This is a genomic window from Perlucidibaca sp., from assembly GCF_057084925.1.
The window spans coordinates 49,827-74,862 of the sequence record NZ_JBXMRC010000028.1 but is presented as its reverse complement, the minus strand read 5'-3'; the positions used below and the strand labels follow the sequence as shown (position 1 = coordinate 74,862).

Sequence of the window (25,036 nt, the reverse complement as noted above, 5' to 3'; positions counted from 1 at the left end):
TGGGCTGGCGTTCTGATCGCCAGCCCAGTACCATGCGCCCCGCAACACCCTCGCAACACGGCATCAAGCCACCACAATGCGCCAGTAGCTCAGCTGGATAGAGTACTGCCCTCCGAAGGCAGGGGTCGTGGGTTCGAATCCCGCCTGGCGCACCATCCAAATTGTGTTACACATACTTAACCGTTCATTCACACAAAAACGACATTCGTCGGATCACTAAGTTTGTTCCTTGCTTCTCAACTGCACTAATTCAGGATTGCCCCAACTTGCAAAAGGTGGACATCATGAAAAACACACTAAAGCCCTTGTTCCTTATTGGAACGACACTCTCGCTAGTTGCCTGCCTTGGCAGCAACGACTCCTCTTCTTCCAGCAGTGCACGCATCACGGGCAGCGCTGAAATTCCGGATGACGCCTGCGCGCCGGAACTGCGCAATACGGTTGGCTGCTTCACCGAACCCTTTGTTGAGCCCTGGGGACCCAGCGCCATGAAAGCCATGGCGGAGCAGCCGGCTGCAGACGACTCACCCTTCGCCAGCCTGCTCACGCCCAAGGGCAACCTGAAAAACCCGCTGCGACAATTACCGCAAGATGATCGATGCCTGCGCATGGCCGACGGCCGACCCACCGAGTGCAAGCCCGCTGCGGGCTCCATTGCACTCCTGCCAGATGATCGCGTGCTCTACTTCAATGCGCTGGAAGGCACGGAGGATGCTGAGTTCTCTATTTTCTTTGAGGCCGGCACGGTAGTGACTAACGACCAAACACGCGTGATGTCCCTGAGTGGCAAAACAGCGGGCTGGATGCAGCCTAGCCCCGTGGATGGCGGGGCAAATCCTGATGGCTACGAAGCCACCCTGCTGCTACCCAAAGGCTTAATCGACAATACCGATGCCAGTACGAACAACGATGGCGCGCTCTTTTGCGCCGACTTAGAAATGCTCGCTGACGGGCGTGTGATGGCCGTAGGTGGCACGGACTACTACTTCGAGCCCGGCATTCAAAAGCCCATTGCTATTGGCGTTTCGGAATTGGAAGGTATTCGCAACGCCCGTATTTTTGACTACCGCGATAACAGCTGGAAGAAAACCGGTGATATGACCTATGGTCGCTGGTACCCCTCACTAACCACTCTGTCTAACGGCGATATTTTGGTTTCCTCAGGTGTCACCAAACTGATTAAACCGATTTACCCCGAGCGCCCTGAGACCTCTGGTCGCAACGTCACACAAACCGAAACTTACGACCTAGGCTGTGGCACTTGGACTGAAAACGGCCCACTCGCCGAGCGTTCACTGCCGCTGTACCCACGTCAGCATTTGCTGCCGAATGGCCATGTGCTCTACAACGCTGGCGGGCAAGCTTTTAACCCCTTTGGCCAGTCTTATGATCAAGCGCTCTGGAACATCATTGCCGCCTACGATCCGGATAAAAAACTCTGGACCGACCTCGGCTATGCTGGCCTTCCCTTAAAACTCAACGAGATTGGACTGGATCGCTTGGGGTCCGCACTAAACCCGACCAACACGGAAATAGCAACGGACATCCAAAAGACGCTCACGGGCTTACTGGGTACGGTCACGGAAGATCCTGCAGGCCTGATTATGCCGATACTGGATAGCGTTACGAAGGACCCAGAAGGCACACTCATGAGCGCCATTGGTTCTGGCTTCCGTGGCTCTACTTTCTCGATTCAAATGCCCCTGCGACCCAACGCACAAGGGCGCTACGACCATGCTGAGTTCCTTACCGCAGGCGGCGTACTCGGCGCCATCACGGCTAACAGCCCCGGGTCATATATCACCACCAATCTGTCTCGCATCGACCGCATTAACATTGCAAACGATGACACCATGGCCTACGAATCCCGCATTACGGGCAGCCTCATTAAGCCTCGCTGGTACGGCACCGGGGTATTACTGCCCACAGGGGAAGTGATGGTGTTCTCGGGTGCAGATCGAGACGAAGTGCTGCTGCCAGGCACCGGTGCAGCCATTTTAGAGACTGAAATTTTCGACCCGAAAACGGAGACTTGGCGCGTGATGGCCCGCCAACACAATCCCCGCACCTATCACAATACCGCCATGCTGCTGCCGGATGGTCGCGTCTTGGTGGGTGGTCATTCACCCATTAACACGGGCTATCTCTTTTCGTTGGATTTGAGCGCATTAGGCTTATCCCCCAACCAAGGTCGCGACCCCAGCTTCGAGATTTACAGCCCGCCCTATATGTATGCGGCTAATCGTCCGCGCATTACTTCGGCACCGAACTCTGCCAGCCATGGCGCTACGATTTCGGTAAACACCGAAGGCAGTAATATCAAAGAGGTCTTGTTGGTTAAGCGCACCACGCTGACCCACATTATTGATGGCGATCAGCGTACGGTGGTCTTACCGCACACCGGCACCAATAACTTACAAGTCCGCCTGCCAACCCAAAAAGGTGCGTTACCCCCAGGGTCCTACATGCTCTTTGTCGTCTCTGAGGACGCATCGGGCAAGCGTCTACCCTCGGTTTCGGTACCCCTGACCATTGAGGGCGCAGACAGTCGTGCGATTGGCTGCAACGCACCTGCGGCACGCGTGGCGAAACGCTGATGTGGGTGCAGCTTCGTCCTTTCTGGCTCAGCATACTCGTCATGCTGAGCCTGTCGGCCCATGCGCACGTCAATCATGGCGAAAGCTACAGACCCGTGCTGGATACGCTACCTAAGGAGCTTGACAGCATTTCAGTGCAGCTCACCGACACGCTAGCGCCTCAGCTATTGCTGGAGAACCGCAGTGCGTCAGTCATCACCATTTTGGGTCAGAACCAGCAGCCTTTTCTCAGAATCAGTCGCGATCGCGTTGAAGCCAATACGCGACATCCCGACTGGTTAAAGACCTATCTTCCTGGCGGGCTACCTGGCCGCAAACCGGAGGCCGGCAACGCACCTCTCTGGAAACAGGTGAAAGCCAGCAATAGCTGGGGCTGGTTTGATAGCCGCCTAAAGCCTTCATCGGTAAGCGCTGATTCGGTTTGGCAAGTTCCGGTGCTGGTCGGCGACAAACCCAGCGTGATTTCAGGTCGTTTCACGCCGGCCCAGCAAAGTGGCTATTGGCAGGCCAACTGGCAAGCCAAACCGGTACTGCCCAATGGCATCCGTGTCGCGCTTATTCCGGGGCAGCCCTACGGCATCATGCTGAGCAACGCATCTCAGGCGGTCGTCACGGTACTGGACCAGGATGGTCAGCCCTTTATCCGCCTGTCCAAAATCGGCACGGAGGCTTCCCTAAAAAGTGCCCTGTGGCGTGACACTGCCGCACAGCAAGGACTGCGCCAAGGTGAGCAGAAAGAAAAGCATTGGCAGTTAGTATCAACAGCGCCGCGCTACACCTGGATTGAGCCCAGAACGCGTGGCAAGCAAGGCACGAAGAAGCCGCTGTCCTGGCAAATCCAACTGCGGGTGGATACGCAGTTGGTTACGCTAAAAGGCGAAAGCCGCTGGCTGTCAAAGCGCTAAAATTTGCACCACCAGAGGCTCTAGTTTGGTGAGGCCGTAGCGACGACCCACCGCTAGGGCCTCTACCGCCGACATACCCTGCAACCAAAACGCTCGCAGTGCGAATAGCGCACCAACGCGATTGCCACTCATGCAATGCACCAAGACCGGCGACTCGCCGCTAGCCGCCAATAGGCTATGCAGTGCCTCAGCATTAGCGCGATTTAAGTCATGGCCGCCGACAATGGGCAAGTGCGCGTAGTAGAGGCCCAGCTCAGCCGCCAAAGCCGCCTCATCAAAGCCTCCATGTTCATGCTCGGGCAGCATATCGATCACATGCGTGATACCGGCCGCCTTTACTTCGGCAAGAGCTTCTGGGCTGACATAACCGCCAGCGTAGTGGTTAGGTTCAATAAACAACAGATTGGGAATGGGCAAGGACATAGCAGACTCGGGGCAGTAGTTCATGCTTTTAGCCTAGCATGCTGAACTCCTGAATTCCGAGTGCAGTCGCAACGATCATCATCAAAATAGCAAAGCTCTGCTGTACACGCTGTGCAGGCATTCTAGGGGCTATGAGGCGCCCAAAAACCAAGCCCACCACCACTGCAAAGATAAACGGCAACGCGGGCATAAGGCTGGTCAAGCTAAGCTTTCCGATAACCATCAGCACGCTCAAGCTACTCACTAACGAAACCACCATCAGCGATGTGGCCACGATAGCCGCTATGCTCAGGTCCGTAAAAAACCGTAAGACCGGCACAATAATGAATCCGCCGCCGACACCCAGTAAGCCTGTCAGCAAACCAGAAAATGCACCGAACGTAGACATCGCAAGCACACGCTTGGGGGTCCACACAAAACGGCCGGAGTTCGGATTAACCGGGATAATTAATAATTCTGCGGACTCGTTGGTGGCGTTTGAGGACAGCAAACGTAGCGCAGCCAACACCATGACAATTATAAAAATCAGGGTTAATGCCGATGCAGGCAGGCGATGCGCCAGCATCAAACCCAGCGCGCTCATGGGCAGTGCGACTGCAGCCATGAGCAAGGCAGCACGATACCGAGCCAAGCCCTTACGCAGGCCATCCAAAGCGCCCACACTGGCACTGAGAGCAACCGTCATTAATGCCACGGGGGCGGCCTGAGTCACGCTCCATTGCAAACCAAACATGAGTGCTGGCACAGCCAGCATGCCACCTCCAGCGCCGGTTAGGCCAAGCACGAGCCCAACCATGAGTCCCAGAATAACCAGCATGAACTAGCCTTGCCCACAGGCGAGATTAGCGGGGATGGCAATATCCATCATCGCCGGATCAGGCAGATTAAGTGCGGCCATGATGGCGACATATTCCGCTTCGCTGCGCCCAGTTAGGCGCGGGTTAAAGCGCTTCTCTTCCGCAATCGTCGACACCGTCCAGCCCTTATAGTCATGACCTGGATATACGCACGTATCGTCAGGTAGTTGAAAAAGCTTTTGCGTAATCGAGTGCCAAGATTTCTGTGCACTGCCGCCCTGAAAGTCCGTTCGACCGGTGCCCCGAATCAGTAGCGCATCACCGGTAAAAACCGCCTCGGGATGCGCTGGATTAAGCACAAAGCTAAACGATTCATCCGTGTGCCCCGGTGTATACAGGGCTTGTATCGAAAGCGAACCCACGGCGAACACTTCACCGTCTTTAAGGTTGCGCGATACGCAACTCGCACGAGTGAACTCCCCCATTAAGGTCACGCAACCTGTGGCATCACGTAATGCACCCAGAGCCGTGATGTGATCGGCATGAGTATGTGTATCTGCTGCATACAACAGCGTTACGTTCAGCTCGCGGAGTAATTGCAAGTACTGGGGTAGCTGCTCCTTTACCGGATCAATGAGTAACGCCTTAGCGTTCTGCTCACACGCCAGTAAATAGGTGTAAGTACTGGATGCTTTATCAAAGAGCTGGCGAAAAATCATCGAAAGTACTCCGTACTAGGCCGAACGGATAAATCGGTCATGCACCCAGCTACCCAGCAGCAGGGAGACCACAAATGCCACGATGTCTTGTCCGCCCTGAACGATGCTCACTAAGGCCGGCCCGGGGCAAAGCCCAGACAGACCCCAGCCGACTCCGAAGAGCGCTGCGCCGAGTAACAATCGGCCATCTATTTGCGTAGCCTGTGGCCATTTAAAGCTCGGCGCAAAGACCGGTTGCGCGCGGCGGCGCAGCCAAATAAATGCGGGCATGGCCACCGCAATGGCACCGACCATGACAAATGCCAAAGTCACGTCCCATTGCCCTGTCACATCGAGAAAACCCTGCACTTTGACGGGGTCGGTCATGCCGGATAGCACCAAGCCCAAGCCGAAAAGTAGACCGCAGATAAAGCCTGAAAGAACTTTCATATTAGGCTCCTCCCGCACGCAGCACAGCTACTGTCACTATGCCGGACGCCATAAACGTGAGCGTTGCCGCAAGAGATCGCCACGACAACCGGCTGATCCCACAAACCCCATGCCCGGAGGTGCAACCATTGCCTAAGCGCGTGCCGAAGCCCACCAGCAGCCCAGCCGCGATCAGGGTAGGCAAACCAATATTCGGCAGCATGGGAGGCACAATTCGCAGAACATAGGTCGCGAACAGGCCTGCAACCAACATACCCAAAATAAATGCTCGTGCTAAACCTGCCGCGCTATCTTGCCGCTGCCATGCCGTGGCTACCAAACCACTTATGCCGGCAATTTTACCGGTAAGGGCAAACAGCAACGCCGCGGCAAATCCAATCAGTAACCCACCCTGTAAGCCGGCCTGCCAAGCCATAGGAAATTCAGACATAGGATTTAGCTCATAATGAAGAGATGATTTTTATACTACCCCCAGTATATTAGGTACACAAGCCAGGTCGCTTGTCGTAGCATGAATCTGGAATAGTGATGACGGAAAAACCATGTCGCCCAGAGAGCAGCATCAACGCGCACTCATCCTCAGACTTCGCCGAGTTGAGGGCCAGATTCGTGGCATCCAAGCCATGATGGAAAACGGCGACAATTGTGACCGCATCGCGCAGCAGCTCTCGGCTGCCCGCAAAGCCTTGGACAAGACCTTTCACGAGATGGTCGCCTGTCATTTGCAAATGGAAATTGCGGCCAACCCAGACCGTGAACACATTGCTGCTGCAACAGCTCACATGACCTCTCTGCTACGCAAATATGGATAAGCCATGAGCCTCGCCAAACCCGTTTCCGCCAGCGCCGTCACCGATCAGGTCTATTGGGTATTCCCCAACGACTTAAACGCGAATGACACCGTTTTTGGCGGCATGATCATGGCGCAAATGGACAGGCTTTGTGCGGTAGTGGCGTGCCGTCATAGTGATCGGATTTGTGTCACGGCCAGCGTCGATGCCGTGCACTTTCTGGCGCCGGCAAAGCGGGGCGATGTGTTGATTTTTGCCGCTGCGGTGAATCAGGTCTGGCGCTCATCCCTCGAAGTGGGCTGCCGCGTTGATGCACAGGCCATCAATGGAGAGCGCAGACATATTCTCTCGGCGTATCTGACCTTTGTCTCGGTAGATGAGGCCAACAAACCCAGCCCTGTGCCAGGGCTCATCACCCAAACCAGCGAGGAGACTCGACGCGCAGGGGAAGCCGATTTGCGCCGTAGCCAGCGCCTGCGCCACGCCGAAGAGCTGAAAGCGTTCCGCGTGCAGGCGCAGCAACAACAGCAGTAAGCATGCAGTAAGTCAGCGGGTAATGGTTCTCACACCAGCACTGCCGCCAAGCAATAAAACATCGGCTGGTCGCCGCGCAAACAGCCCATTGCAGACCACACCCACGAGATTATTTAAGTGTGTCTCCAGCTCCACCGGGTTGCGAATATCCAGACCGTAGGTGTCGAGAATGACGTTGCCGTTGTCGGTCACAAAGCCAGTGCGATAGACCGGGCTACCACCCAACTTCACTAGCTCGCGGGCAATCATTGAGCGGGCCATGGGAATGACCTCAATGGGCAGTGGAAATGTGCCAAGTTGACTCACCCATTTGCTGTCGTCGGCGATGCATACAAACGTGTCTGCCAGCGCCGCCACGATTTTCTCGCGGGTAAGCGCGCCGCCGCCGCCCTTAATCATTTCTAAGGCCGCATTGATCTCATCTGCGCCATCCACATAGACGCCAATGTGATCCACATCATTAAGGCTAACGACCTCAATACCGATGGCTTCCAATCGCAGCTTGGTGGCTTCGCTACTGGCAACCGCTGCCTTTACTTTGTGACGAATCGGCTTGAGGCCATCAATGAAGAAATTCGCTGTAGAGCCCGTACCCACACCAAGCACTTCGCCATCGCGCACATGGGCGAGCGCCGCTTCGGCAACCGCGCGCTTCAGGGCATCGGCAGAAAGTACAGTGGACATAGTGGGCTCCAGTAGCTCAAGAATGGGGACGATCGTCTGACAGGCGGCACGCCACCTTCGGGACGCGTAGTATACTCGCAGCCAATAGTCCGGAAGCAGTCCGCCATGCCCGATGTCCTCGCACTTGATGCAATCGTAAAACGCATACTTCAAGCTCGTGTCTATGATGTCGCCATCGAAAGCCCGCTCGAACCTGCTCGCCTGCTTTCACGCCGCTTAAAAAACACGGTTCTGATTAAGCGCGAAGACCTGCAACCGGTGTTTTCCTTCAAGCTGCGCGGCGCCTTCAATAAAATCGTCAAGCTCAGTGACAATGACCGTGCCAAGGGCGTGATCTGCGCCTCTGCCGGCAATCATGCCCAAGGCGTGGCGCTGGCGGCAAAAACGCTGGGCATCAAAGGCGTGATTGTGATGCCGCAGACCACGCCCGACATTAAGGTCAATGCCGTGCGTGCCCTCGGTGGTCAAGTCGTGCTTCACGGCGACAGCTACGACGACGCTTTCGCGCACGCGCAAACGCTGATGAGCGAGAAGGGCTATACCTTCGTGCATCCTTTCGATGACCCCGAGATCATCGCCGGCCAAGGCACAGTCGCGGTCGAAATTTTGCGGCAGCATCAAGGCGCCATCGATGCGATTTTTGTGCCGGTCGGCGGCGGCGGCCTGATGGCGGGCGTGGCCGCCTACATCAAATATGTTCGGCCATCGGTGCGCGTCATCGCCGTGGAAGCCGAGGACTCGGCCTGCCTCGCAGCCGCAATGAAAGCCGGTAAGCGCGTCACGCTGGACCAAGTGGGCCTGTTTGCGGATGGCGTTGCCGTGAAGCAGATTGGCAAGCACACCTTCGACATCGCCAAGGTCTGCATCGATGAAGTCATCACCTGCTCGACCGATGAAATGTGTGCCGCCATCAAGGACATCTTCGATGAATGCCGTTGCATCAGTGAGCCCGCTGGCGCGCTGTCTCTCGCCGGCCTAAAGAAGTACGTTCAGCGCGACGGCGTGCAGGGCCAGACCCTGATCGCCATCAACTCTGGCGCGAACATGAATTTCGATCGCCTGCGTCACATCGCCGAGCGCACGGAAGTGGGCGAGGGTCGCGAAGCGGTTTTAGCGGTGACTATCCCGGAACAGGCTGGCGCATTTAAAGCCTTTTGCCAGGCCATTGGTAAACGCAATGTCACCGAGTTCAACTATCGCTTCAGTGACAGCAGCGAGGCCCATGTCTTTGTCGGCTTGACCGTGCGCAATGGCGCTGAAGAACGCGCTGAACTGGTCGCAGGTTTGCAACGCAAAGGCTACGCCGTGCTCGACCTATCCGATGATGAAATGGCGAAACTGCACACGCGCCATCTCGTTGGCGGTCATGCCGGATTGGTCGATGAGTGCCTCTTCCGCTTTGAGTTCCCCGAACGGCCAGGCGCACTCATGGCCTTCCTAACCCAGCTTGGCACCCAGTGGAACATTTCCTTGTTCCATTACCGCAACCATGGCGCCGCTTATGGTCGCGTGCTGGTGGGCTTGCAGTTGGGTTCGCGTAGCCTCAAGGAATTGAAGTTGTCACTCGATGCAGTGGGCTATCCCTACTCCGACGAGAGCAGCAACCCAGCCTATCAACTCTTTTTGCGCTGAGATAAATCCATGTTGCCGCGCCTGCCCAAGCCCAATGCCGCTGTGCTCAAGCGCATTCAAGCGCAACCGTTGGACTACTGGCAGCATGTAGGCGACCCGCTGGCCGACTTGCTCTCCACGATCTACCCCATTGGCGATGCCGAGACCTTGCTCAAGCTCATCGAATACGAAGCCGAGCAGGAGCAGCCGCTATGCCTGCAGTTTCTGTCTCAAGAGAACGCCGTTTCTCGTTGGCAGGAGCCCCGCTTTCAAGCCGAGCTCGCCGCCTGGCAAGCCTATGTGCAGCAATTCCCATTAGCAGTACGACTGGCTTGGCAAGCTGGCGGGGGCCTGCGTCTGCTAAGCCAAGCGCGCTGGGCCGGTGCCTGGCCTGGGCCACTGAGCCCGTTGCAACGCTTTATGCAGCACTTAGATGACGCTTTGCTCTGCGAACATCTGCCCACGCCAGACACCCTGCGATTAATGCGTTTAGAGCTGGCGATTTTGCGTCGCGATGCCGAAGCTGACATTGACAAAAATCATCTCGGTGTTGTGCTCGCGCAAAGCGATTTAGCGACGCTAGTGATTTGTTTGTCAGAAGAAATGATGCGCAGCCTCGATGCGCTGGGCGTTGGCCTTAATGGCGCACAGCGCGCTGGCTTGCGGCACTGGGCCATTGGTTTCGGTCAGGGACTAGGGGTGGAGGCGCTGTGGTTGGCTAGCAACGAAGAGGAGGCGCATGCGCTTAGGCATGTATTGTTGCAGCCGCCATCCTCACTGGGCGCACCGCTGGTACTGCCGTGGTTACGCATGGTGGCATCGGCCGACACCCTGCCTGCTGCTGAACGCCGCACCTTGGCGCTGGCGCGCAGCCTGCTCGACCCCCTCACCGCCGACACACTGGGCCTGCCGCACGATGCCCTTGGCAGCTTATGGCGCAAGGCCAGCGGCTGGGTCGTCGAAAAAGGCCGACCCTTAGCCGGGCAAGCTCCGGCGGTGCTTAATTTGCAGAAGAAGGTGATGGCGCGCTGGCACTAGCGCATGACTGCTTAATCAGGTCAGCAGCTTAGGGTTGGGCAACCCTGACAGCTCCGAAGGGATCAGCACCGACAGCCGCTCATGGCGCAACTCGGGGCAGGCTGCCAGCAAGCGCTCCACGAAACTGTCATTGATCTGGTAGCCGGCCGGTGCCAGTAGCTGGCCGCCCCGGGTATGCACCGGCTGCATGAGCACCATGCCAGGCCGCAGCAACGCCATCACCAGCTGCACCTGCCGTGACAGGTCCGCCTGCGGCCCGAGCACATCGCGAAGAGCAGAAATCAGCTCGGATGTTGTTTCGGGCAGAGCCTCCAGCTGTTCAAGCGCCGCCAGCACCGGCAGGCCAGCCGCCTCCAGACGCACATAGCGACGCACCATGCGAATCAGGCGCGCCTGCTCTACCAGCTCAGGCGCTGATGACTCATCCTGATACCCGGCCAGTGCCGGCTCGATACGGCTGAGCAGCTGTCGTACCGGCTCGATGCGCGGCACCGAGGCCAACAGCTGCCAGGTTCGCTCTTGGGCTCGCGCCACATCATGCTGTTCCTGCTGGCTCAGCATCAGGCCAAACAGGACCTTCTCCTGAACCTCCGGTGCCAGACTGACCAGCCCGAGATTGGCGAGCATGGTCGCCATGGTCGCCGCCCACCCTGCGTCATGGCGACATTGACTGCTGACACGCTGTACCAGATCGACCATGCGTTGCGCCTGACCGAAACTGGCCGGACTGGCCATGGCTAGGGCATCGATTAACGCCTGCATGCAGCCCTTGATGGTTTGCTCAAGCAGCTCGCGCTCGGCATGAAGCAGACGATGCTGCTCGATACCGTCTCGCACCGCCTGCTGCAGCTCGTCACGCGGGCAGGGCTTGGCCAGGAAGCGGAAGATGCGACCCTGATTCACCGCACGCATGGCAGCCTCAATGTCGCTGTAACCAGTGAGCAGGATGCGCGCTGCGCTCGGGCAGTGCTGTCGGCACTGTGCCAGCACGACATCACCGGACATGCCGGGCATGCGCATGTCACACAGGACTACCGCCAGCCTCGGCAAGGAAGGCAACAGCGCCAGCGCCGCCTCGCCACCCGTGGCAACATGAACCTCGCCGAGCTGACGCAAAGACAGCTGCAATCCCGCCAGCACATCCGCATCATCGTCGATGCAGAGAATCTGCACGGCAGGCTGTGCCGAGGGCAGGCTCATGAGGCATCTCCCGATACCGGTAGTTCAATGACAAAGGTCGTGCCGCCATCCGCAACAGGTTCCCACCAGAGCGCGCCACCATGCTGTTCGACGATCAGCGACCGGCTGATGGCCAGCCCCTGCCCCGTGCCCTGACCCACCGCCTTGGTGGTAAAAAACGGGTCAAAAACCCGGTGCCGGATGGCCTCGTCGATACCGCAGCCATCATCGCTGACACTCAGACGAACCTGTTGTCCGTCCCCGTGCAACCGCAGCGACAGCGTGACATGCCCCTGACCCGGCCGCTGGCGCTGGCGTTCGGCGATTGCATGCGCGGCATTGGTCAGCAGGTTGATCAGCACCTGCAGGATGAGGTCGCGGCGACAACTCACCAGCGGCACCGACTCCAGCGCCAGCACCACCTCGGCCACTTGGCGCAGGTCATGCGCAGTCATGGTCACCGCCTGATCCATCAGCTGTGCCAGATCCTCGGGCACCGCGACTTCGCCGGGATGGGCAAAGCTGCGCAAGCTGTTAACGATGTCACGCATCCGGCGCACGCCATCGTGGCTACGTCGTAACGCCTGTGGCAGCTGCGCTTGCATGAAGTCGCCATCAAGCCGTTCTAGCGCTTGCGCCAAGGCACCATTCGGCACCGCCTCGCGGCAGGCCAGCGCCAGCACCGTCAGCAGTTCGCCACAGCTGTCATCAATGAAACCGAGGTTGTCGGAAAGGAATTGTAGCGGGGTGTTGATCTCGTGTGCCATGCCAGCCGCCAGACTGCCCATCGCTTCCAGCTTCTGGGCCTGACGCAATTGCAGCTCCATCTGCCGGCGCTCGCGCAGGTCGATGCCGACCAGCACGTACTCGGCCTTGCCGTCGCTGTTCTGCTCCAGCGCCATCGACAGCAGCACTGGCACCCATTCGCCATCGTAATGCCGGAAGCGGGTCTCCACATTGATGGCCCCGTCAGGATGCGCCGCAACCTGGCGCAGCAGCTCAGCCGCATCCGGCAGCAGCTCGGCCAGCGGCCTACCCGGCAGGGCACGACACTGGATACCCAGCAGACGCCCAGCTTGCTCGTTGGCATGTCGCACCTGCTGACGCGCATCGACCACCAGCCAAAGACCAGGCACTGGGCTGCGCAAACCGCTGATGCGGGCATAGGCTTGATTCAGTGCCTGCGTCTGCTGCGCATCCTGCTCCGGCTGGGCAGCCAGCGCATGCTCAAAAAGCGCCACCTGCTGTTGCAGGAGCGCCTGGGCGTGCTCATCCTCGGAAAGGACAGGCGCAGCGGACAGGTCGGCCATCACGGTACCCGGGAACGAAGGAATCTCTCCCTGATATCGCCCCGGCTACCGATTTCTTGAGCGGAATTAGATCGGCAAGACCCGCGCAAACACCGCTTTCAGGTATTCCGTTTCCGGAATGGCTGGATGAATCGGATGGTCCGCGCCCTGATGGCCGTGGTGCAGAATCTGCGCCTGACGGTCAATGTGACGCGAGCTGGCACGAATCACATCCACTAGCTCTTCGCGAGCGAGATGCATCGAGCAAGAGGCTGACACCAGCAGACCATCACGGGTGAGCAGGCGCATGGCCAGCTCGTTGGCCCGGCGGTAGGCCTGCAGGCCAGCCTTGTGATCCTTGCGGCGGGTGATGAAGGCGGGCGGATCGAGCACGATGACATCAAAACGCTCGCCGTCCTGCTTGAGTGCGGTGAGCGCATCGAAGGCATCGCCCTGCAAAGTCTGAACTTTGCTTTCCACACCGTTCAGCTTGGCATTACGCATGACCTGATCGAGCGCCTTCTCCGAGCCATCCACACAATGCACTTCGGCGGCACCAAAGGCTGCCGCCTGCACGCCCCAGCCACCGATGTAGGAGAACACGTCGAGAACGCGCTTGCCGGTGACCAGACCCTTGAGCTTGGCGCGAGCCTCGCGATGGTCGTAGAACCAGCCCGTCTTCTGGCCGTCGCGCACCAGCGTTTCAAAGCGCACGCCATTCTCGGTCAGCGCCAAACGCTCGGGCACTTCGCCGTAAGCGACTTCAACATACGAGTCGAGACCTTCAACCTGACGCATCTTGCCATCGTTCTTGAGCAGAATACCTTGCGGCTTCAGCACCTTGACCAGGGCATCGATCAGCGCGGCTTTTTCACGCTCAATACCGGCGGTGGAAATCTGCACCACGAGGTGGTCGCCAAAGCGATCCACCACCAGGCCGGGCAAGCCGTCGCTGTCGCCGTAGACGAGGCGGTAGAACGGCTCGGGATACCAGGTCTCGCGCACGCTGAGGGCAATCTGCAGGCGGTGCACGAACAGCGAAGTGCTGAGCGGATGAGCAATGTCACGATTGAACAGACGCGCGCAGATCAGTGTATTCGGGTTGACGATGGCCAGCCCCAGACCCTTGCCCTTGCTGTCTTCGACCACGACCTGCTGGCCCGGCTCGAAGCCCTTCAGCGGCGTCGCGGCAATATCCACTTCATTGGAGAAGACCCAAACATGGCCCTCGCGCAGACGGCGTTCTTCATTGGCCTTTAGGCGCAGGCGGGGCAGGTCGGTCATGGCAATCTCATTTTCAAAGGCGGGAACTGCAATGCAATTCATGGGCGGATTTTAGGGCGCGATCATCGTTGACGACCTGGCTGCCGTCAACGCGCTTCAGTCAGGTAGCCCCAATCCTGAAAACGCTGCTGCTCGGCAGGGTCATCGGCAAAAGCCAAAAAGTACAAATACTCCGGTGCTACATCCAACTCGCCGGGCCAGCTCAAAGAGCCGTGCGCCAGCTTGTACTGGCAGGCAAAACTTTCATTGGCGAGCCCCGAAAATAGGCCCTGCGCATAGCTCAGCAAAGGCCGCGCACTTATATTGCCGCGACGACCGTTGCTGAACATCAGTTCAAATCGCAAGTCACCGAGGTAGGTGGCTTCTTTGACGGTTAGCATATGAGCTCGAAACACTTAGGTGAGCGGCGCAATGCGCCTGAATTCACCGCTAGTTTGCATCCAGTGCCAGTTTTTCAGCAACTCGTCCTGATGCAGCGCGGCCCATTCAATCACCAGACTCAAAATACGCGGAGCCAAGCGACCCTCCATCAAACACAGACGAGCAATATCAATCGATGCGCTTTGCTCGCCGTATTCGGCATGAAAATGCGGCGGATTGTGCTCTCGGAAATACATGAAAATCACGATACCGAGAAACCGCGATATCTCCGGCATGTCGGTCGCTCCTTGACCTGAAAACATGCCTTAACTATGGACACAGATTCGCGGTTTCGCGACCCCGACTCAGCAATAAATTACGCCGACGGCTTCCAAACCAAGTCCAGCTCACGCGCAGCGCGAACATCATCCAAACGACGCACCGGCATGGTGTGCGGTGCGCCCTTGACCAGCTCGGGCTGCGTGCGGGCTTCTTCGAGGATCTTCACCAGCGCATCGGCAAAGCCGTCGAGCTCGTCCGGCGATTCGGTTTCGGTCGGCTCGATCAGGAAGCATTCCGGCACCAGCAGCGGGAAGTAGGTCGTTGGCGCGTGGTAGCCGTAGTCGAGCAGACGCTTGGCGATGTCCATCGCGCTCACGCCCAGCTCCTTGGCCTCTTTGGCGAAGGTGATGATGAATTCGTGCGAGGCACGACGCTCCGGGTAGGCGAGCTGGAAGCCCTCCTTAACCAGACGCTGCATCAGGTAGTTCGCGTTCAGCGTCGAATACTCGCCAACACGGTGCAGACCTTCGCGACCCAGGGCATAGGCGTAGTACGCCGCGCGCAAGAGCACGCCGGCATTACCCATGTAGGCAGACAAGCGGCCGATGGTTTTCGGAATGTCTTTCTCGGTCAGCCAGCGATAGCTGCCATCGGCCTCTCGGCCGGCAATCGGCGTCGGCAGATACGGTAGCAGACGCTCACCCACACCCACGGGGCCGGCACCGGGACCACCACCGCCATGCGGCGTGGCGAAGGTCTTGTGCAAATTCATGTGCAGCACGTCGAAACCCATGTCGCCCGGACGCACTTTGCCGAGGATGGCATTCAGGTTGGCGCCATCGTAATAGAGCAAGCCGCCCGCCTGATGCACGGTCTCGGCAATCTCTTTGATCTGCTGCTCAAATACGCCACAGGTCGAGGGGTTGGTCATCATCAGACCGGCCGTTTGCGGGCCGACCGAGGCCTTCAACGCCTCCAAATCGACATCGCCATTGGCCAGCGTTGGCACTTCACGCACCTTGTAACCACACATCACGGCGGTAGCTGGGTTGGTTCCATGAGCAGCTGACGGAATCAGCATCTCGGTGCGCTCGAAATCCTGACGACCTTCGTGATAGGCACGAATCATGGCAACGCCGGCAAACTCGCCCTGCGCGCCGGCCATTGGCGTCAGCGACACGCCCTTCATGCCGGTGACTTCCATCAGTGTTTGCTGAAGATCGTAAATGCAGGCGAGATAGCCCTGCGAATGCGATTCCGGCGCCAACGGATGGCGATTCAAAAAGCCCGGCAGCATGGCGGCACGATGCGCGCCACGCGGGTTGTATTTCATGGTGCAAGAGCCAAGCGGGTAGAACTGCGTATCAATGGCGAAATTCTTGCGCGACAGGTTGGTGTAGTGACGTACCACCTGAAGCTCTGATACTTCCGGCAGCAATGCGCGTTTCTTACGCAAAAAAGTCTCTGGAATATCGCTTAAGTCCTGGCGTACGGCCGGGGCCTGCGAGGTCGCGCGACGACCACTTTCCGAACGATCAAAAATGAGAGTCATGTCTTACTCCGAACGCAAAGCGTGGGCGAGCGCATCGGCATAGCGCTGAATATCGTGAGCGTTTTTGGTTTCTGTTGTGCACACCAAAAGGGCATTGCCCAGCTCAGGGTAATCCGCACTCAGATCAAAGCCACCCAACACGCCTTGAGTCGCCATGCGGGCCAATACCGGCGCAACGGGCACGGGCAAGCCCAGCACCTTTTCATGAAATACCGGGCGGTTAAACAGACGCGATACGCTGCCGCTTTTGCTCGTTGCCTGCGCTAATTCGCGGATGTTTTTGTGGCTGGCCAACGCGACGCGCTCCAGACCTTCCGCACCGAGCAGACTCAGGTAGATGGTCGAGGCAGTCATCGCCAGGCCTTGGTTGGTGCAGATGTTCGATGTCGCCTTGGCACGACGGATGTGCTGTTCGCGTGCCTGCAAGGTCAATGCAAAGCCCGGCTTGCCTTCGAGGTCGACGGTACGGCCAATGATGCGGCCCGGCATCTGGCGGATGAACTCCATCTTGCAGCACATGAAGCCGCAGTACGGCCCGCCCGACGACAGCGGGATGCCGAATGGCTGAGCTTCGCCGACCACGATATCAGCACCGGTCGTGCCCCAATCGCCGGGCGGCGCAAACAGTGTCAGCGCCAGCGGATTAACACAGGCAATAACCAAAATGCCTTGCGCGTGCGCCCAATCAGTCAGCAGATCCACTTCTTCCAGCACGCCGAAGAAGTTCGGCTGCGGAATGACCAGCGCAGCGAAATCCTCGCCCTCATAGGCTTTCAGGCTGACCGGATCGAGATGGCCACCCTGACGGTGATAATCCAGCTCAATCAGCTCGATGTCCTGGCCTTCAACAATCGCCCGTACCGCCGAGCGATACAGCGGCGAAACCGTGCGCGGCATCAAGATGCGGCGCGACTTCGATTTCTTGTTGGCACGAATGGCCATCAGCACGGCTTCTGCCAAACCAGAAGCGCCGTCGTAGACCGAGGCATTGCTAGCATCCATGGCGGTCAGGTGCGCCATCATGGATTGGAATTCGTAGATGACCTGCAGCGTGCCTTGCGACGCTTCTGCCTGATACGGCGTGTAAGCGGTGAGGAACTCGCCACGCGACGCCAGATCCCATACGGCTGCCGGAATATGGTGCTCGTAGGCACCGGCACCGATAAAGCACAGTGCACCGGCATCTTGCTCGCTGCGCTCGCGCATCAGACGCGTCACATCCATTTCGGAGAGACCGTCCGGCACACCGGTCAATGGCTGGCAACGGATCGCGGCAGGAATCTCGTCAAACAGCGTATCAAGCGTGTCGGCACCGGCACCGTCGTTGAGGGTGTCGAGCATGCGGCGGACATCACCGCGCGTATGGGGGATAAAAGGCATATCAGACTCAGCTCAAAGGGCGTTAGCGTGGTCGGCGGGTACCGACCACGCGCAAATCAGTGGGCTTGCGCAGCGTATTCATCCGCCGTCAGCAGCTTGTCGAGCTCGCTAGCGTCGCTGATGCGGATGCGATAGAGCCAGCCATCCGTGTAAGGCGCGCTGTTAACCGTTTCAGGCGTGTCTGCGAGCGCTTCGTTAATTTCAACAATCTCACCAGACACCGGTGCATAAATATCGGATGCCGCTTTCACGGACTCGACCACACCGGCTTCGTCGCCAGCCTGCACAGAGTCGCCAACGCTGGGCAGCTCGACATACACGAGGTCACCTAGGGCTTCCTGGGCATGATCCGAAATACCGACGGTCACAATATCGCCGTCAAGACGCGCCCATTCGTGGCTGCTGGCGTACTTCAATTCTTCGGGTGTGTTGCTCATGGTGATCACTCAGGCGGCAAAAACCGCTCACAGGGTTAACGTTAGATTAGCGCTTTGCCATTTCGAGCAAAGACGGGTTTAACAATTTGGGCAGGCAATAGCTTGCCGCGAATATCAACAAAAGCGTAGGTCGCATTCGTGACCGGCACTCGCGCAAAGGCAATCGCCTTTTCTAACGTGGGTGAGAAAGTGCCCGATGTCGTTTCGCCGTCGGCAACTCCCTCAATCACCACACGCATGTGTGAACGCAAGACTCCCCGACCTTCTAGCACCAAACCGACCAGCTGATGACTGACCCCGGCCTCACGCTCAGCCAGAAGCGCCGACTTGCCGATAAAGTCATGCTCCCAGGCGATGCTCCACCCAAGATTCGAGGTCAACGGCGAGGTATCGTCGTTCATATCATTGCCGTACAGCGGCATGCCGGCTTCTAAGCGCAAAGTATCGCGCGCACCCAAACCACAGGGCGTCACGCCAGCGGCCAATAAACTCTGCCAAAAGGTGGCCGCTTGCTCGGCGGGCAAAATCACTTCATAGCCCGCTTCGCCGGTGTAACCGGTGCGCGCAACAAACCAGTCCTGGGCCACTTCAGCACCCTGAAACACCGCAAGCCCTTGCAGCGTCTCGGCATGTTCAGGCAGGACGGCATGCACAACAGCGCGCGCCTGCGGGCCTTGTACTGCAACCATGGCCAAATCGGTTCGCTCGATGAGCGCCACGCGAAAACTTGCGGCTTGCGCCTGCATCCACGCCAAATCTTTGTCATGCGTGCCGCAATTGACAATCACGCGCCATAGTTCGGGCTGTTCTGGTGTCGGTGCGTAAACAATCAGGTCGTCAATAACCCCGCCGCGCTCATTCAACATCACGGAGTAAAGCGCTTTGCCGGGCAACGTCAGCTTAGCCACATCATTGGCCAACAGGCGCTGCAAATAAATCACCGCATCTGGCCCCGTCAGCTCAAGCAGTGTCATGTGCGATACATCAAACATGCCCACGGAGCGACGCACGGCATGATGCTCTTCCAAGACCGAGGCGTACTGTACGGGCATATCCCAGCCGCCAAAATCGACCAAGCGCGCATTCAACGCGACATGCTCATTGTGTAGCGACGTACGCAGTCCCATGTCGGCTCCAAAGCGGTTGGATGAGCAAAATTGATGCGCATTTTACATGGGCACGACCGCTCATGGCGAGCGACAGCTAGCGGTCGATTTTCGACATAATTTGACATATAATGCCCGCAAATTGCTCACCAAGCCCGCCGTAAGTGCCTGATTATATTAATGGCTTTTGTTTACGCACCGGCTAGCAATCCCCTATTTCACCTATAGAGAGTTGTCATGACCCACGCTGCAGTGCAAGCTCCCGCCTTTGTCAAACACCCACGCCTGATTGCTTGGGTAGCCGAAATGGCCGCCCTGTGTAAGCCCGCAGCCATTCATTGGTGTGATGGCTCAGAAGCCGAATACGACCGTCTTTGCCAACTGTTGGTTGATGCCGGCTCATTCAAAAAACTGAATCCTGCAAAACGCCCTAACTCCTATTTAGCGTGGACCGATCCTTCTGACGTCGCGCGCGTAGAAGATCGCACCTACATTTGCTCTGAAAAGAAAGAAGACGCTGGCCCCACCAATAATTGGATGGATCCGGCTGACATGCGCAACACGCTAAACCCACTGTTCGACGGTTGCATGGCAGGCCGCACGATGTATGTTGTGCCGTTCTCCATGGGTCCACTGGGTTCGCCTATCGCGCATATCGGCGTTGAGCTATCCGACAGTGCCTATGTCGCCGTCAACATGAAGCACATGACGCGCATGGGCCAAGCCGTATACGACGTACTCGGCACCGATGGCGAGTTCGTTCCTTGCATGCACACCGTTGGTGCGCCGTTGGCTGCTGGTCAACACGACGTGGCGTGGCCGTGCAACCCCACCGTTAAGTACATCGTGCACTACCCAGAAACCCGCGAAATTTGGTCTTACGGCTCCGGCTACGGCGGCAATGCCCTGCTTGGCAAGAAGTGCTTCGCGCTGCGCATCGCCTCGACCATGGGTCGCGACGAAGGCTGGCTGGCCGAACACATGCTCATCCTCGGCGTGACCAACCCGCAGGGCAAGAAGTACCATGTTGCGGCCGCCTTCCCGTCGGCCTGCGGCAAGACCAACTTCGCCATGCTGATCCCACCGGCCGGCATGCCGGGCTGGAGCGTCAGCACCATCGGCGACGACATCGCCTGGATCAAGCCGGATGCCCAGGGCAACCTGCGCGCCATCAACCCGGAAGCCGGTTACTTCGGTGTTGCGCCTGGCACCAACATGCAGACCAACCCCAACTGCATGCTGTCGCTGAACAAGGACGTGATCTTCACCAACGTCGCGCTCACCGATGACGGCGATGTCTGGTGGGAAGGCCTTGGCGATGCGCCAGCGCATCTGGTCGACTGGCAGGGCAAAGACTGGACGCCGGAAGATGGCAAGGCCGGCCGCAAAGCTGCCCATCCCAACTCCCGTTTCACCGTATCCGCCACCAACAACCCGGCATTAGACAGCGAGTGGGACAACCCGGAAGGCGTCGTCATTGATGCGTTCATCTTCGGTGGACGTCGCTCCAACACCGTGCCGCTAGTGACCGAAGCCCGCAACTGGGTCGAAGGCGTCTACATGGCCGCGACCATGGGTTCAGAAACCACCGCTGCAGCCTTCGGTGCGCAGGGCGTTGTACGTCGCGACCCGTTTGCCATGCTGCCGTTCGCCGGCTACAACATGAGCGACTACTTCCAGCATTGGCTGAACTTGGGCGCCAAGCTCGAAGCTGCCGGTGCCAAGCTGCCGCGTATCTACAAGACCAACTGGTTCCGCAAAGATGCCAACGGCAAGTTCATCTGGCCGGGCTTTGGTGAGAACACACGCATCCTGAAGTGGATGATTGACCGTATCGAAAACGAAGCCCAAGGCGTAGAGCACGCTGTCGGCATCAGCCCGCGCTATGAAGACATACGCTGGAATGGTCTGGACTTCTCGGCCGAGCAGTTTGATCTGGTCAGTGATATCAATGCTGCTGACTGGGCTGAAGAGCTGAAGCTACACGATGAGCTGTTCGAGAAGCTGGCGCACAACCTACCAGCCGAGCTGACAGCAGCAAAGGCAGCACTGGCTGAGCGTTTGGCATCGTAAGCTCACGCAACGTTGACGCATAAAAAAACGGGCTAAGCCCGTTTTTTTATGCCCTTCAATTGACGCTCGCCGTTAACGCTTTAGCGGCGCCAAAGAAGCGTCAATGATAAATCGGCCGGCAGGCACGCGAACCTTTAGCTCACCGGCCAACAATCCGCCCAACGCTCCTAGTTTGGCGGTCAGTCGAACAGGATCCTTGTTCGACAGCTGTACCGTTAAACGACCATCAGGCAAGAATTTGACCTCGCCTTGCGCCACGATGGAACGCGAACCATTGGTGAGAGTGGCCGTTGAGCTTAAGTCATCATTACTTCTGACTTTATGCTCAATGGGAATCAAGCCAATACCCAATACGCTCGCCTGAGCATTGAGTTCTGGAATATCGGTGTACAAATCCAGCTTGGCTTCTAGCATGAGCTTACTCACGCCATTTTCAGTAATGGAGAAAATGCGCCCTTCAATAGGGCCCTTGTCCACAGGGTAGCGCATGCGGAAAACCAATGGTCCCGTGTAGATCTGGCCTTCCGGCAATTCGGTGTTGGTTGCGTCTTTAGCACCAATCGGGAGCAGTCCATCCACTAACCCTGCGCCGGTATTGATCAATGCCGATAAAGGCCCCCCCAACCCCGGTATGGCACCGAGCGCACCAAAAAGTGCTTGGGTGAGTGGACTGGCATCGGGCGTAATCCCCAAGTCAGCAAAGATATAAGCACCTGACGTCACTACAATGGAGGGGCTGACCAGCACGCGAATCGCTTTACCTTCGAGATTTCCTTCGCGCATATCGTCCAAATTGCCATTCAAGCGCGCATTAAGCGCCGCTGAAATCAACAGGAACTGATTGCCTTGGCAGTCACGACCAACGTTTACGGGACCTTCATCTTCTGAGCCGACTCCATTATCGCAACCCAGTCGAAACCGGGTGGCAGCTCCAGAGAATGAACTACCGGTGGTGATGCGGTCAGGCTGAAGCAGCGCACCATTCGAAGCCAAGCATCGACCCGTAGTGACTGGTCCATCATCTCGCCCTGAGTTACACAAGCCCGGCTCACCAAATTTGGCGGAACGTCGTTCGCTGGGATCCAGGCGGAAGTTAGCATTCACATCCAAGACGGGCAGCACGCGCAAACCAATGGTGCTACCACCGACTTCGGGACCGCCACGGAAAAACACTTCTAACGGCGGGCCGCCTCGTTGTGGGTTCCTCGCATCCGCTAATGTTTGTGCAATGAGCTGCGTCTGCAAGGGCAGGCCATTCAAGCCACAAATCGCCTGCGAACCCGTGCAGTTTGCTGCCGAGCTGTTCAGGTCATTATTCGAATGCAGGACATAGCGGTATAGCTGCCCCACGACCCAAGGTTGAGCGGGGATAAATTGCAATGTGCGTGGCTGTGTCTTCAGTGTTCCCTGCACCACTCCCAGACAATTACCGGATGCATCTACCCGCTCTACCCTAACACTGCCGATGCCATTACAAAGCACGGCACGAGTCACACTGTTCGGATTAATCGATTGCGAGAAAACGGCCTCAATCGCGCGATTAGGCTCGATCAACGGTAGCGGCAAATCATCATCTGCAGGGCCATTGCCATTCGCACTTAACCGACCACCGGCACATTTACCCTGTATTCCTGCCGACACATTGCGTGTTCCTGCTGCAATTGGGCAAGGGTAGCCCGGATAGTTTGAGAGCACGATCGGCGGACGAATTTTAGTTGAGTCTAAGCCTGGAATACTAAAATCGAAATTCTGCAATAACCCGCCTTTCAAGGCATTACCAGCAAAGTCTTTCACGCTAGGCGCTAATGCCAAGCGATAATTCTTACCATGCTCCCAAGGCGCATTGGGCGTGACAATTAACGACACGCCGTCTAATCGCCAGGTGAATGGCTCGGGCACATTGTTTTTAAGCAGCGATACGACACCGGCAGGCTGAAAAGACTTGATGTCCATGGCTTCGTTGAAGTTGACCAGCAGAGGGTCGCCTGGGCGGATGAACTCACCACCGGGCAAGCCATTAACGGTTTCTCCTGGAACCCAGGACTGGACTTCGGGAGGCACGATATCGGCAACGGCACTACCAGCCGGTCTCTTTAGCTCTGTTTTTAGTTTCAGCGCTAGCACACCTACCGCGTTATCCACGCCGAGAATTTTGAGCTCAATCGTGCCTACGGCTTCGATGGTGAGTTCTTGTGTCATCTGATCAAGGGTCGCCAGCCCGACCACCTGAACATGTGATATATCTTGGGTAAAGGCGCCATTCGAGGTGCCGTTTTGCGCCGACACATTGATGTCCATTTCCAGCGTCACCAATGCGGGAGCCGCTAGCGAGGTGCTGTAACGGTTTGGCAGGAGCAAGCCATTGGCATCGGAAATCAGCGTGATGGTCAACGCGCCAGTGTTTAAGTTTGCGGGCACTACGCCATCGAGTTTTACCGATAAATTGCCGGCTTTCAGAATATTGCCGCGAGGCACACGCAATGGTGTGATACCAGGAAATTGGGCGAAGTTAGCGGGTAAGGCCAAGTCTGCAAACAACTTACCTTCGGCTTGTGGCTTGGGAGCACGGTCTTTCTGGCCCAATAACGGCGACGCCACAGGCACTTGGTTGATACACGCATTGGTCAACTGGGAACGTAGCGTACATTGATTGCCACTTTCGTCCGGATTTGAGGTCAACACCTGAACCTCAATCCGTGAGGCTTTATTCAAATCTGGATCGGCGTCGATTCCAGAGCTCAACGGCATGAAGTTATACGCCGCGAACTGTCCCGGCACTAAGGCTTTATTGAGCGTGCTTTTCAGGCCGCTCGTTAATGACAGCGTGTAGCTTAGGTTGGGATTTAAGTCAGCTTCCGGATCTATACTGAGGTGGTTGCCCTGCACTAACACGCGAGCAGGCACCAACGTTGTGCCTTGTACCAGACGTATGGTGGTGCCGTATTGCACCGTCTTGCTGTCGATGGGCTGGGTCATCAACAAGCGTATCGTAGAAAAGTCGATAAGTCCGAGTGGCTTACTACCAATTAGAAAATTCGTTGGCGCAGGCGTGAATTGTGCCACCTGAAAATCGGGTGTTAGCGATTGCAGGTCGGTGGGGCCTTCAAAGGCGGCACGCGTGGTAAAGGTCAGCGGCGGATAGGATGGGGGCTGCAACGCCACATTGCCACTGGTGAGTGGAATGGTTTGGCCAACAATGGTGTACTGCGTTTTCGGCTGTAGCGGTGCTTTTGGTGTTATCACCACACCTTTACCTTCATCCACAGCCTTTACATCAAAGTCTTCGCCCACGCTACTGCCCGCAGCTCTAATAGCAAAAAGAGACTTTAGGGTTTGACCCTGCGCTAGCATCAATGGGTGCGAGAAGCGCAGCACGATGGGCGCAGAAGGCACCACATCCGTCTGCCCCAGCATGGGATAGGCATAAACTAGACTACGCTCAATATCCGTAATCTCCGCCGATGGCCCTGGCATGGTCGGTACCACTGGCGTTTGCTGGCGCCCACTACCGCCGCTGCACGCACTGAGCAGAACGATCAAACTACTCGCAATAAGTTTTTTCATAT

The 25,036-nt window shown here is 57.5% G+C and carries 23 protein-coding genes and 1 tRNA gene; 8 read left to right on the top strand and 16 right to left on the bottom strand.

All coding sequences use genetic code 11. The annotated features are described in order from the left end of the window. Positions 1-78 precede the first annotated feature (78 nt). The 3 genes from AC14IB_RS09490 to AC14IB_RS09480 all read left to right on the top strand — a co-directional run bounded on the left by AC14IB_RS09490 (position 79) and on the right by AC14IB_RS09480 (position 3,502). A tRNA-Arg gene (locus AC14IB_RS09490) sits at positions 79-155 on the top strand. 129 nt (positions 156-284) lie between these two features. After that, positions 285-2,597 carry a galactose oxidase early set domain-containing protein gene (locus AC14IB_RS09485; RefSeq protein ID WP_484231644.1) on the top strand — a complete coding sequence of 771 codons (2,313 nt, stop codon included), beginning with the start codon at positions 285-287 and terminating at the stop codon, positions 2,595-2,597. A gap of 41 nt (positions 2,598-2,638) precedes the next feature. After that, a complete protein-coding gene (locus AC14IB_RS09480; RefSeq protein ID WP_484231643.1) occupies positions 2,639-3,502 on the top strand; it encodes a hypothetical protein in 864 nt (287 codons plus the stop codon). Here the strand turns inward: AC14IB_RS09480 and AC14IB_RS09475 are convergent. From AC14IB_RS09475 to AC14IB_RS09455, 5 genes are read right to left on the bottom strand one after another with little or no spacing between them, the layout of a single operon-like run. Further along, entirely contained in the window at positions 3,491-3,925 is a 435-nt protein-coding gene (locus tag AC14IB_RS09475; protein WP_157686231.1) for a protein tyrosine phosphatase family protein, read from the bottom strand. The genes AC14IB_RS09480 and AC14IB_RS09475 overlap by 12 nt on opposite strands. 28 nt (positions 3,926-3,953) lie before the next feature. Continuing rightward, positions 3,954-4,742: a sulfite exporter TauE/SafE family protein gene (locus AC14IB_RS09470; protein ID WP_484231642.1), complete on the bottom strand. Its 789-nt coding sequence runs from the start codon at positions 4,740-4,742 to the stop codon at positions 3,954-3,956. A gap of 3 nt (positions 4,743-4,745) precedes the next feature. Next, complete coding sequence (locus AC14IB_RS09465; RefSeq protein WP_484231641.1) at positions 4,746-5,441, bottom strand: MBL fold metallo-hydrolase; 696 nt, start codon at positions 5,439-5,441, stop codon at positions 4,746-4,748. 15 nt (positions 5,442-5,456) lie between these two features. Further along, positions 5,457-5,870 carry a DUF6691 family protein gene (locus AC14IB_RS09460; RefSeq protein ID WP_484231640.1) on the bottom strand — a complete coding sequence of 138 codons (414 nt, stop codon included), beginning with the start codon at positions 5,868-5,870 and terminating at the stop codon, positions 5,457-5,459. Between the two features lies 1 nt (position 5,871). Further along, a complete protein-coding gene (locus AC14IB_RS09455) occupies positions 5,872-6,300 on the bottom strand; it encodes a YeeE/YedE family protein (protein WP_484231639.1) in 429 nt (142 codons plus the stop codon). 112 nt (positions 6,301-6,412) lie between these two features. Between AC14IB_RS09455 and AC14IB_RS09450 the strand changes: the two genes are divergently transcribed. Further along, positions 6,413-6,682 carry a metal-sensitive transcriptional regulator gene (locus tag AC14IB_RS09450; RefSeq protein ID WP_068857579.1) on the top strand — a complete coding sequence of 90 codons (270 nt, stop codon included), beginning with the start codon at positions 6,413-6,415 and terminating at the stop codon, positions 6,680-6,682. Between the two features lie 3 nt (positions 6,683-6,685). After that, positions 6,686-7,195 carry an acyl-CoA thioesterase gene (locus AC14IB_RS09445; RefSeq protein WP_068857580.1) on the top strand — a complete coding sequence of 170 codons (510 nt, stop codon included), beginning with the start codon at positions 6,686-6,688 and terminating at the stop codon, positions 7,193-7,195. Between the two features lie 12 nt (positions 7,196-7,207). Here AC14IB_RS09445 and rpiA read toward each other — a convergent pair whose 3' ends face one another. Then, positions 7,208-7,879, bottom strand: a complete 672-nt coding sequence (gene rpiA / locus AC14IB_RS09440) for a ribose-5-phosphate isomerase RpiA (RefSeq protein WP_484231638.1) — start codon at positions 7,877-7,879, stop codon at positions 7,208-7,210. Positions 7,880-7,984: 105 nt separating this feature from the next. Between rpiA and ilvA the strand changes: the two genes are divergently transcribed. After that, the gene (gene ilvA, locus AC14IB_RS09435; protein ID WP_484231637.1) at positions 7,985-9,511 is read left to right on the top strand and encodes a threonine ammonia-lyase, biosynthetic; all 1,527 of its coding nucleotides are present in this window, start codon (positions 7,985-7,987) and stop codon (positions 9,509-9,511) included. Between the two features lie 9 nt (positions 9,512-9,520). Then, entirely contained in the window at positions 9,521-10,528 is a 1,008-nt protein-coding gene (locus tag AC14IB_RS09430; RefSeq protein ID WP_484231636.1) for a hypothetical protein, read from the top strand. Between the two features lie 15 nt (positions 10,529-10,543). On the opposite strand, the gene AC14IB_RS09425 is transcribed toward AC14IB_RS09430, so the two are convergent. From AC14IB_RS09425 to gcvT, 9 genes are all read right to left on the bottom strand, one after another. Then, the gene (locus AC14IB_RS09425; protein WP_484231635.1) at positions 10,544-11,728 is read right to left on the bottom strand and encodes a response regulator; all 1,185 of its coding nucleotides are present in this window, start codon (positions 11,726-11,728) and stop codon (positions 10,544-10,546) included. After that, positions 11,725-13,017 carry a sensor histidine kinase gene (locus AC14IB_RS09420; RefSeq protein WP_484231634.1) on the bottom strand — a complete coding sequence of 431 codons (1,293 nt, stop codon included), beginning with the start codon at positions 13,015-13,017 and terminating at the stop codon, positions 11,725-11,727. Before AC14IB_RS09420 ends, AC14IB_RS09425 begins: the two co-directional genes overlap by 4 nt. 66 nt (positions 13,018-13,083) lie before the next feature. After that, entirely contained in the window at positions 13,084-14,280 is a 1,197-nt protein-coding gene (locus AC14IB_RS09415) for a class I SAM-dependent rRNA methyltransferase (protein WP_068858112.1), read from the bottom strand. An 86-nt stretch (positions 14,281-14,366) separates the two neighbouring features. Next, on the bottom strand, positions 14,367-14,660 hold the full coding sequence (locus AC14IB_RS09410) for a DUF2442 domain-containing protein (RefSeq protein ID WP_068857586.1): 294 nt from the start codon (positions 14,658-14,660) through the stop codon (positions 14,367-14,369). A 15-nt stretch (positions 14,661-14,675) separates the two neighbouring features. Beyond that, a complete protein-coding gene (locus tag AC14IB_RS09405) occupies positions 14,676-14,936 on the bottom strand; it encodes a DUF4160 domain-containing protein (protein WP_068857587.1) in 261 nt (86 codons plus the stop codon). A gap of 80 nt (positions 14,937-15,016) precedes the next feature. After that, positions 15,017-16,474 (bottom strand): aminomethyl-transferring glycine dehydrogenase subunit GcvPB, encoded by a 1,458-nt coding sequence (gene gcvPB / locus AC14IB_RS09400; RefSeq protein ID WP_484231633.1) that lies wholly within the window; start codon positions 16,472-16,474, stop codon positions 15,017-15,019. A gap of 3 nt (positions 16,475-16,477) precedes the next feature. After that, positions 16,478-17,854 carry an aminomethyl-transferring glycine dehydrogenase subunit GcvPA gene (gcvPA, locus tag AC14IB_RS09395; protein WP_484231632.1) on the bottom strand — a complete coding sequence of 459 codons (1,377 nt, stop codon included), beginning with the start codon at positions 17,852-17,854 and terminating at the stop codon, positions 16,478-16,480. Between the two features lie 56 nt (positions 17,855-17,910). Then, positions 17,911-18,291: a glycine cleavage system protein GcvH gene (gene gcvH, locus AC14IB_RS09390; protein ID WP_484231631.1), complete on the bottom strand. Its 381-nt coding sequence runs from the start codon at positions 18,289-18,291 to the stop codon at positions 17,911-17,913. Positions 18,292-18,332: 41 nt separating this feature from the next. Beyond that, the gene (gcvT, locus tag AC14IB_RS09385; RefSeq protein ID WP_484231630.1) at positions 18,333-19,418 is read right to left on the bottom strand and encodes a glycine cleavage system aminomethyltransferase GcvT; all 1,086 of its coding nucleotides are present in this window, start codon (positions 19,416-19,418) and stop codon (positions 18,333-18,335) included. A gap of 216 nt (positions 19,419-19,634) precedes the next feature. Between gcvT and AC14IB_RS09380 the strand changes: the two genes are divergently transcribed. Next, positions 19,635-21,470, top strand: coding sequence for a phosphoenolpyruvate carboxykinase (GTP) (locus AC14IB_RS09380; RefSeq protein ID WP_484231629.1), 1,836 nt, complete (start codon positions 19,635-19,637; stop codon positions 21,468-21,470). A 72-nt stretch (positions 21,471-21,542) separates the two neighbouring features. Here AC14IB_RS09380 and AC14IB_RS09375 read toward each other — a convergent pair whose 3' ends face one another. Beyond that, positions 21,543-25,034 (bottom strand): Ig-like domain-containing domain, encoded by a 3,492-nt coding sequence (locus AC14IB_RS09375; RefSeq protein WP_484231628.1) that lies wholly within the window; start codon positions 25,032-25,034, stop codon positions 21,543-21,545. Positions 25,035-25,036: the final 2 nt, after the last annotated feature.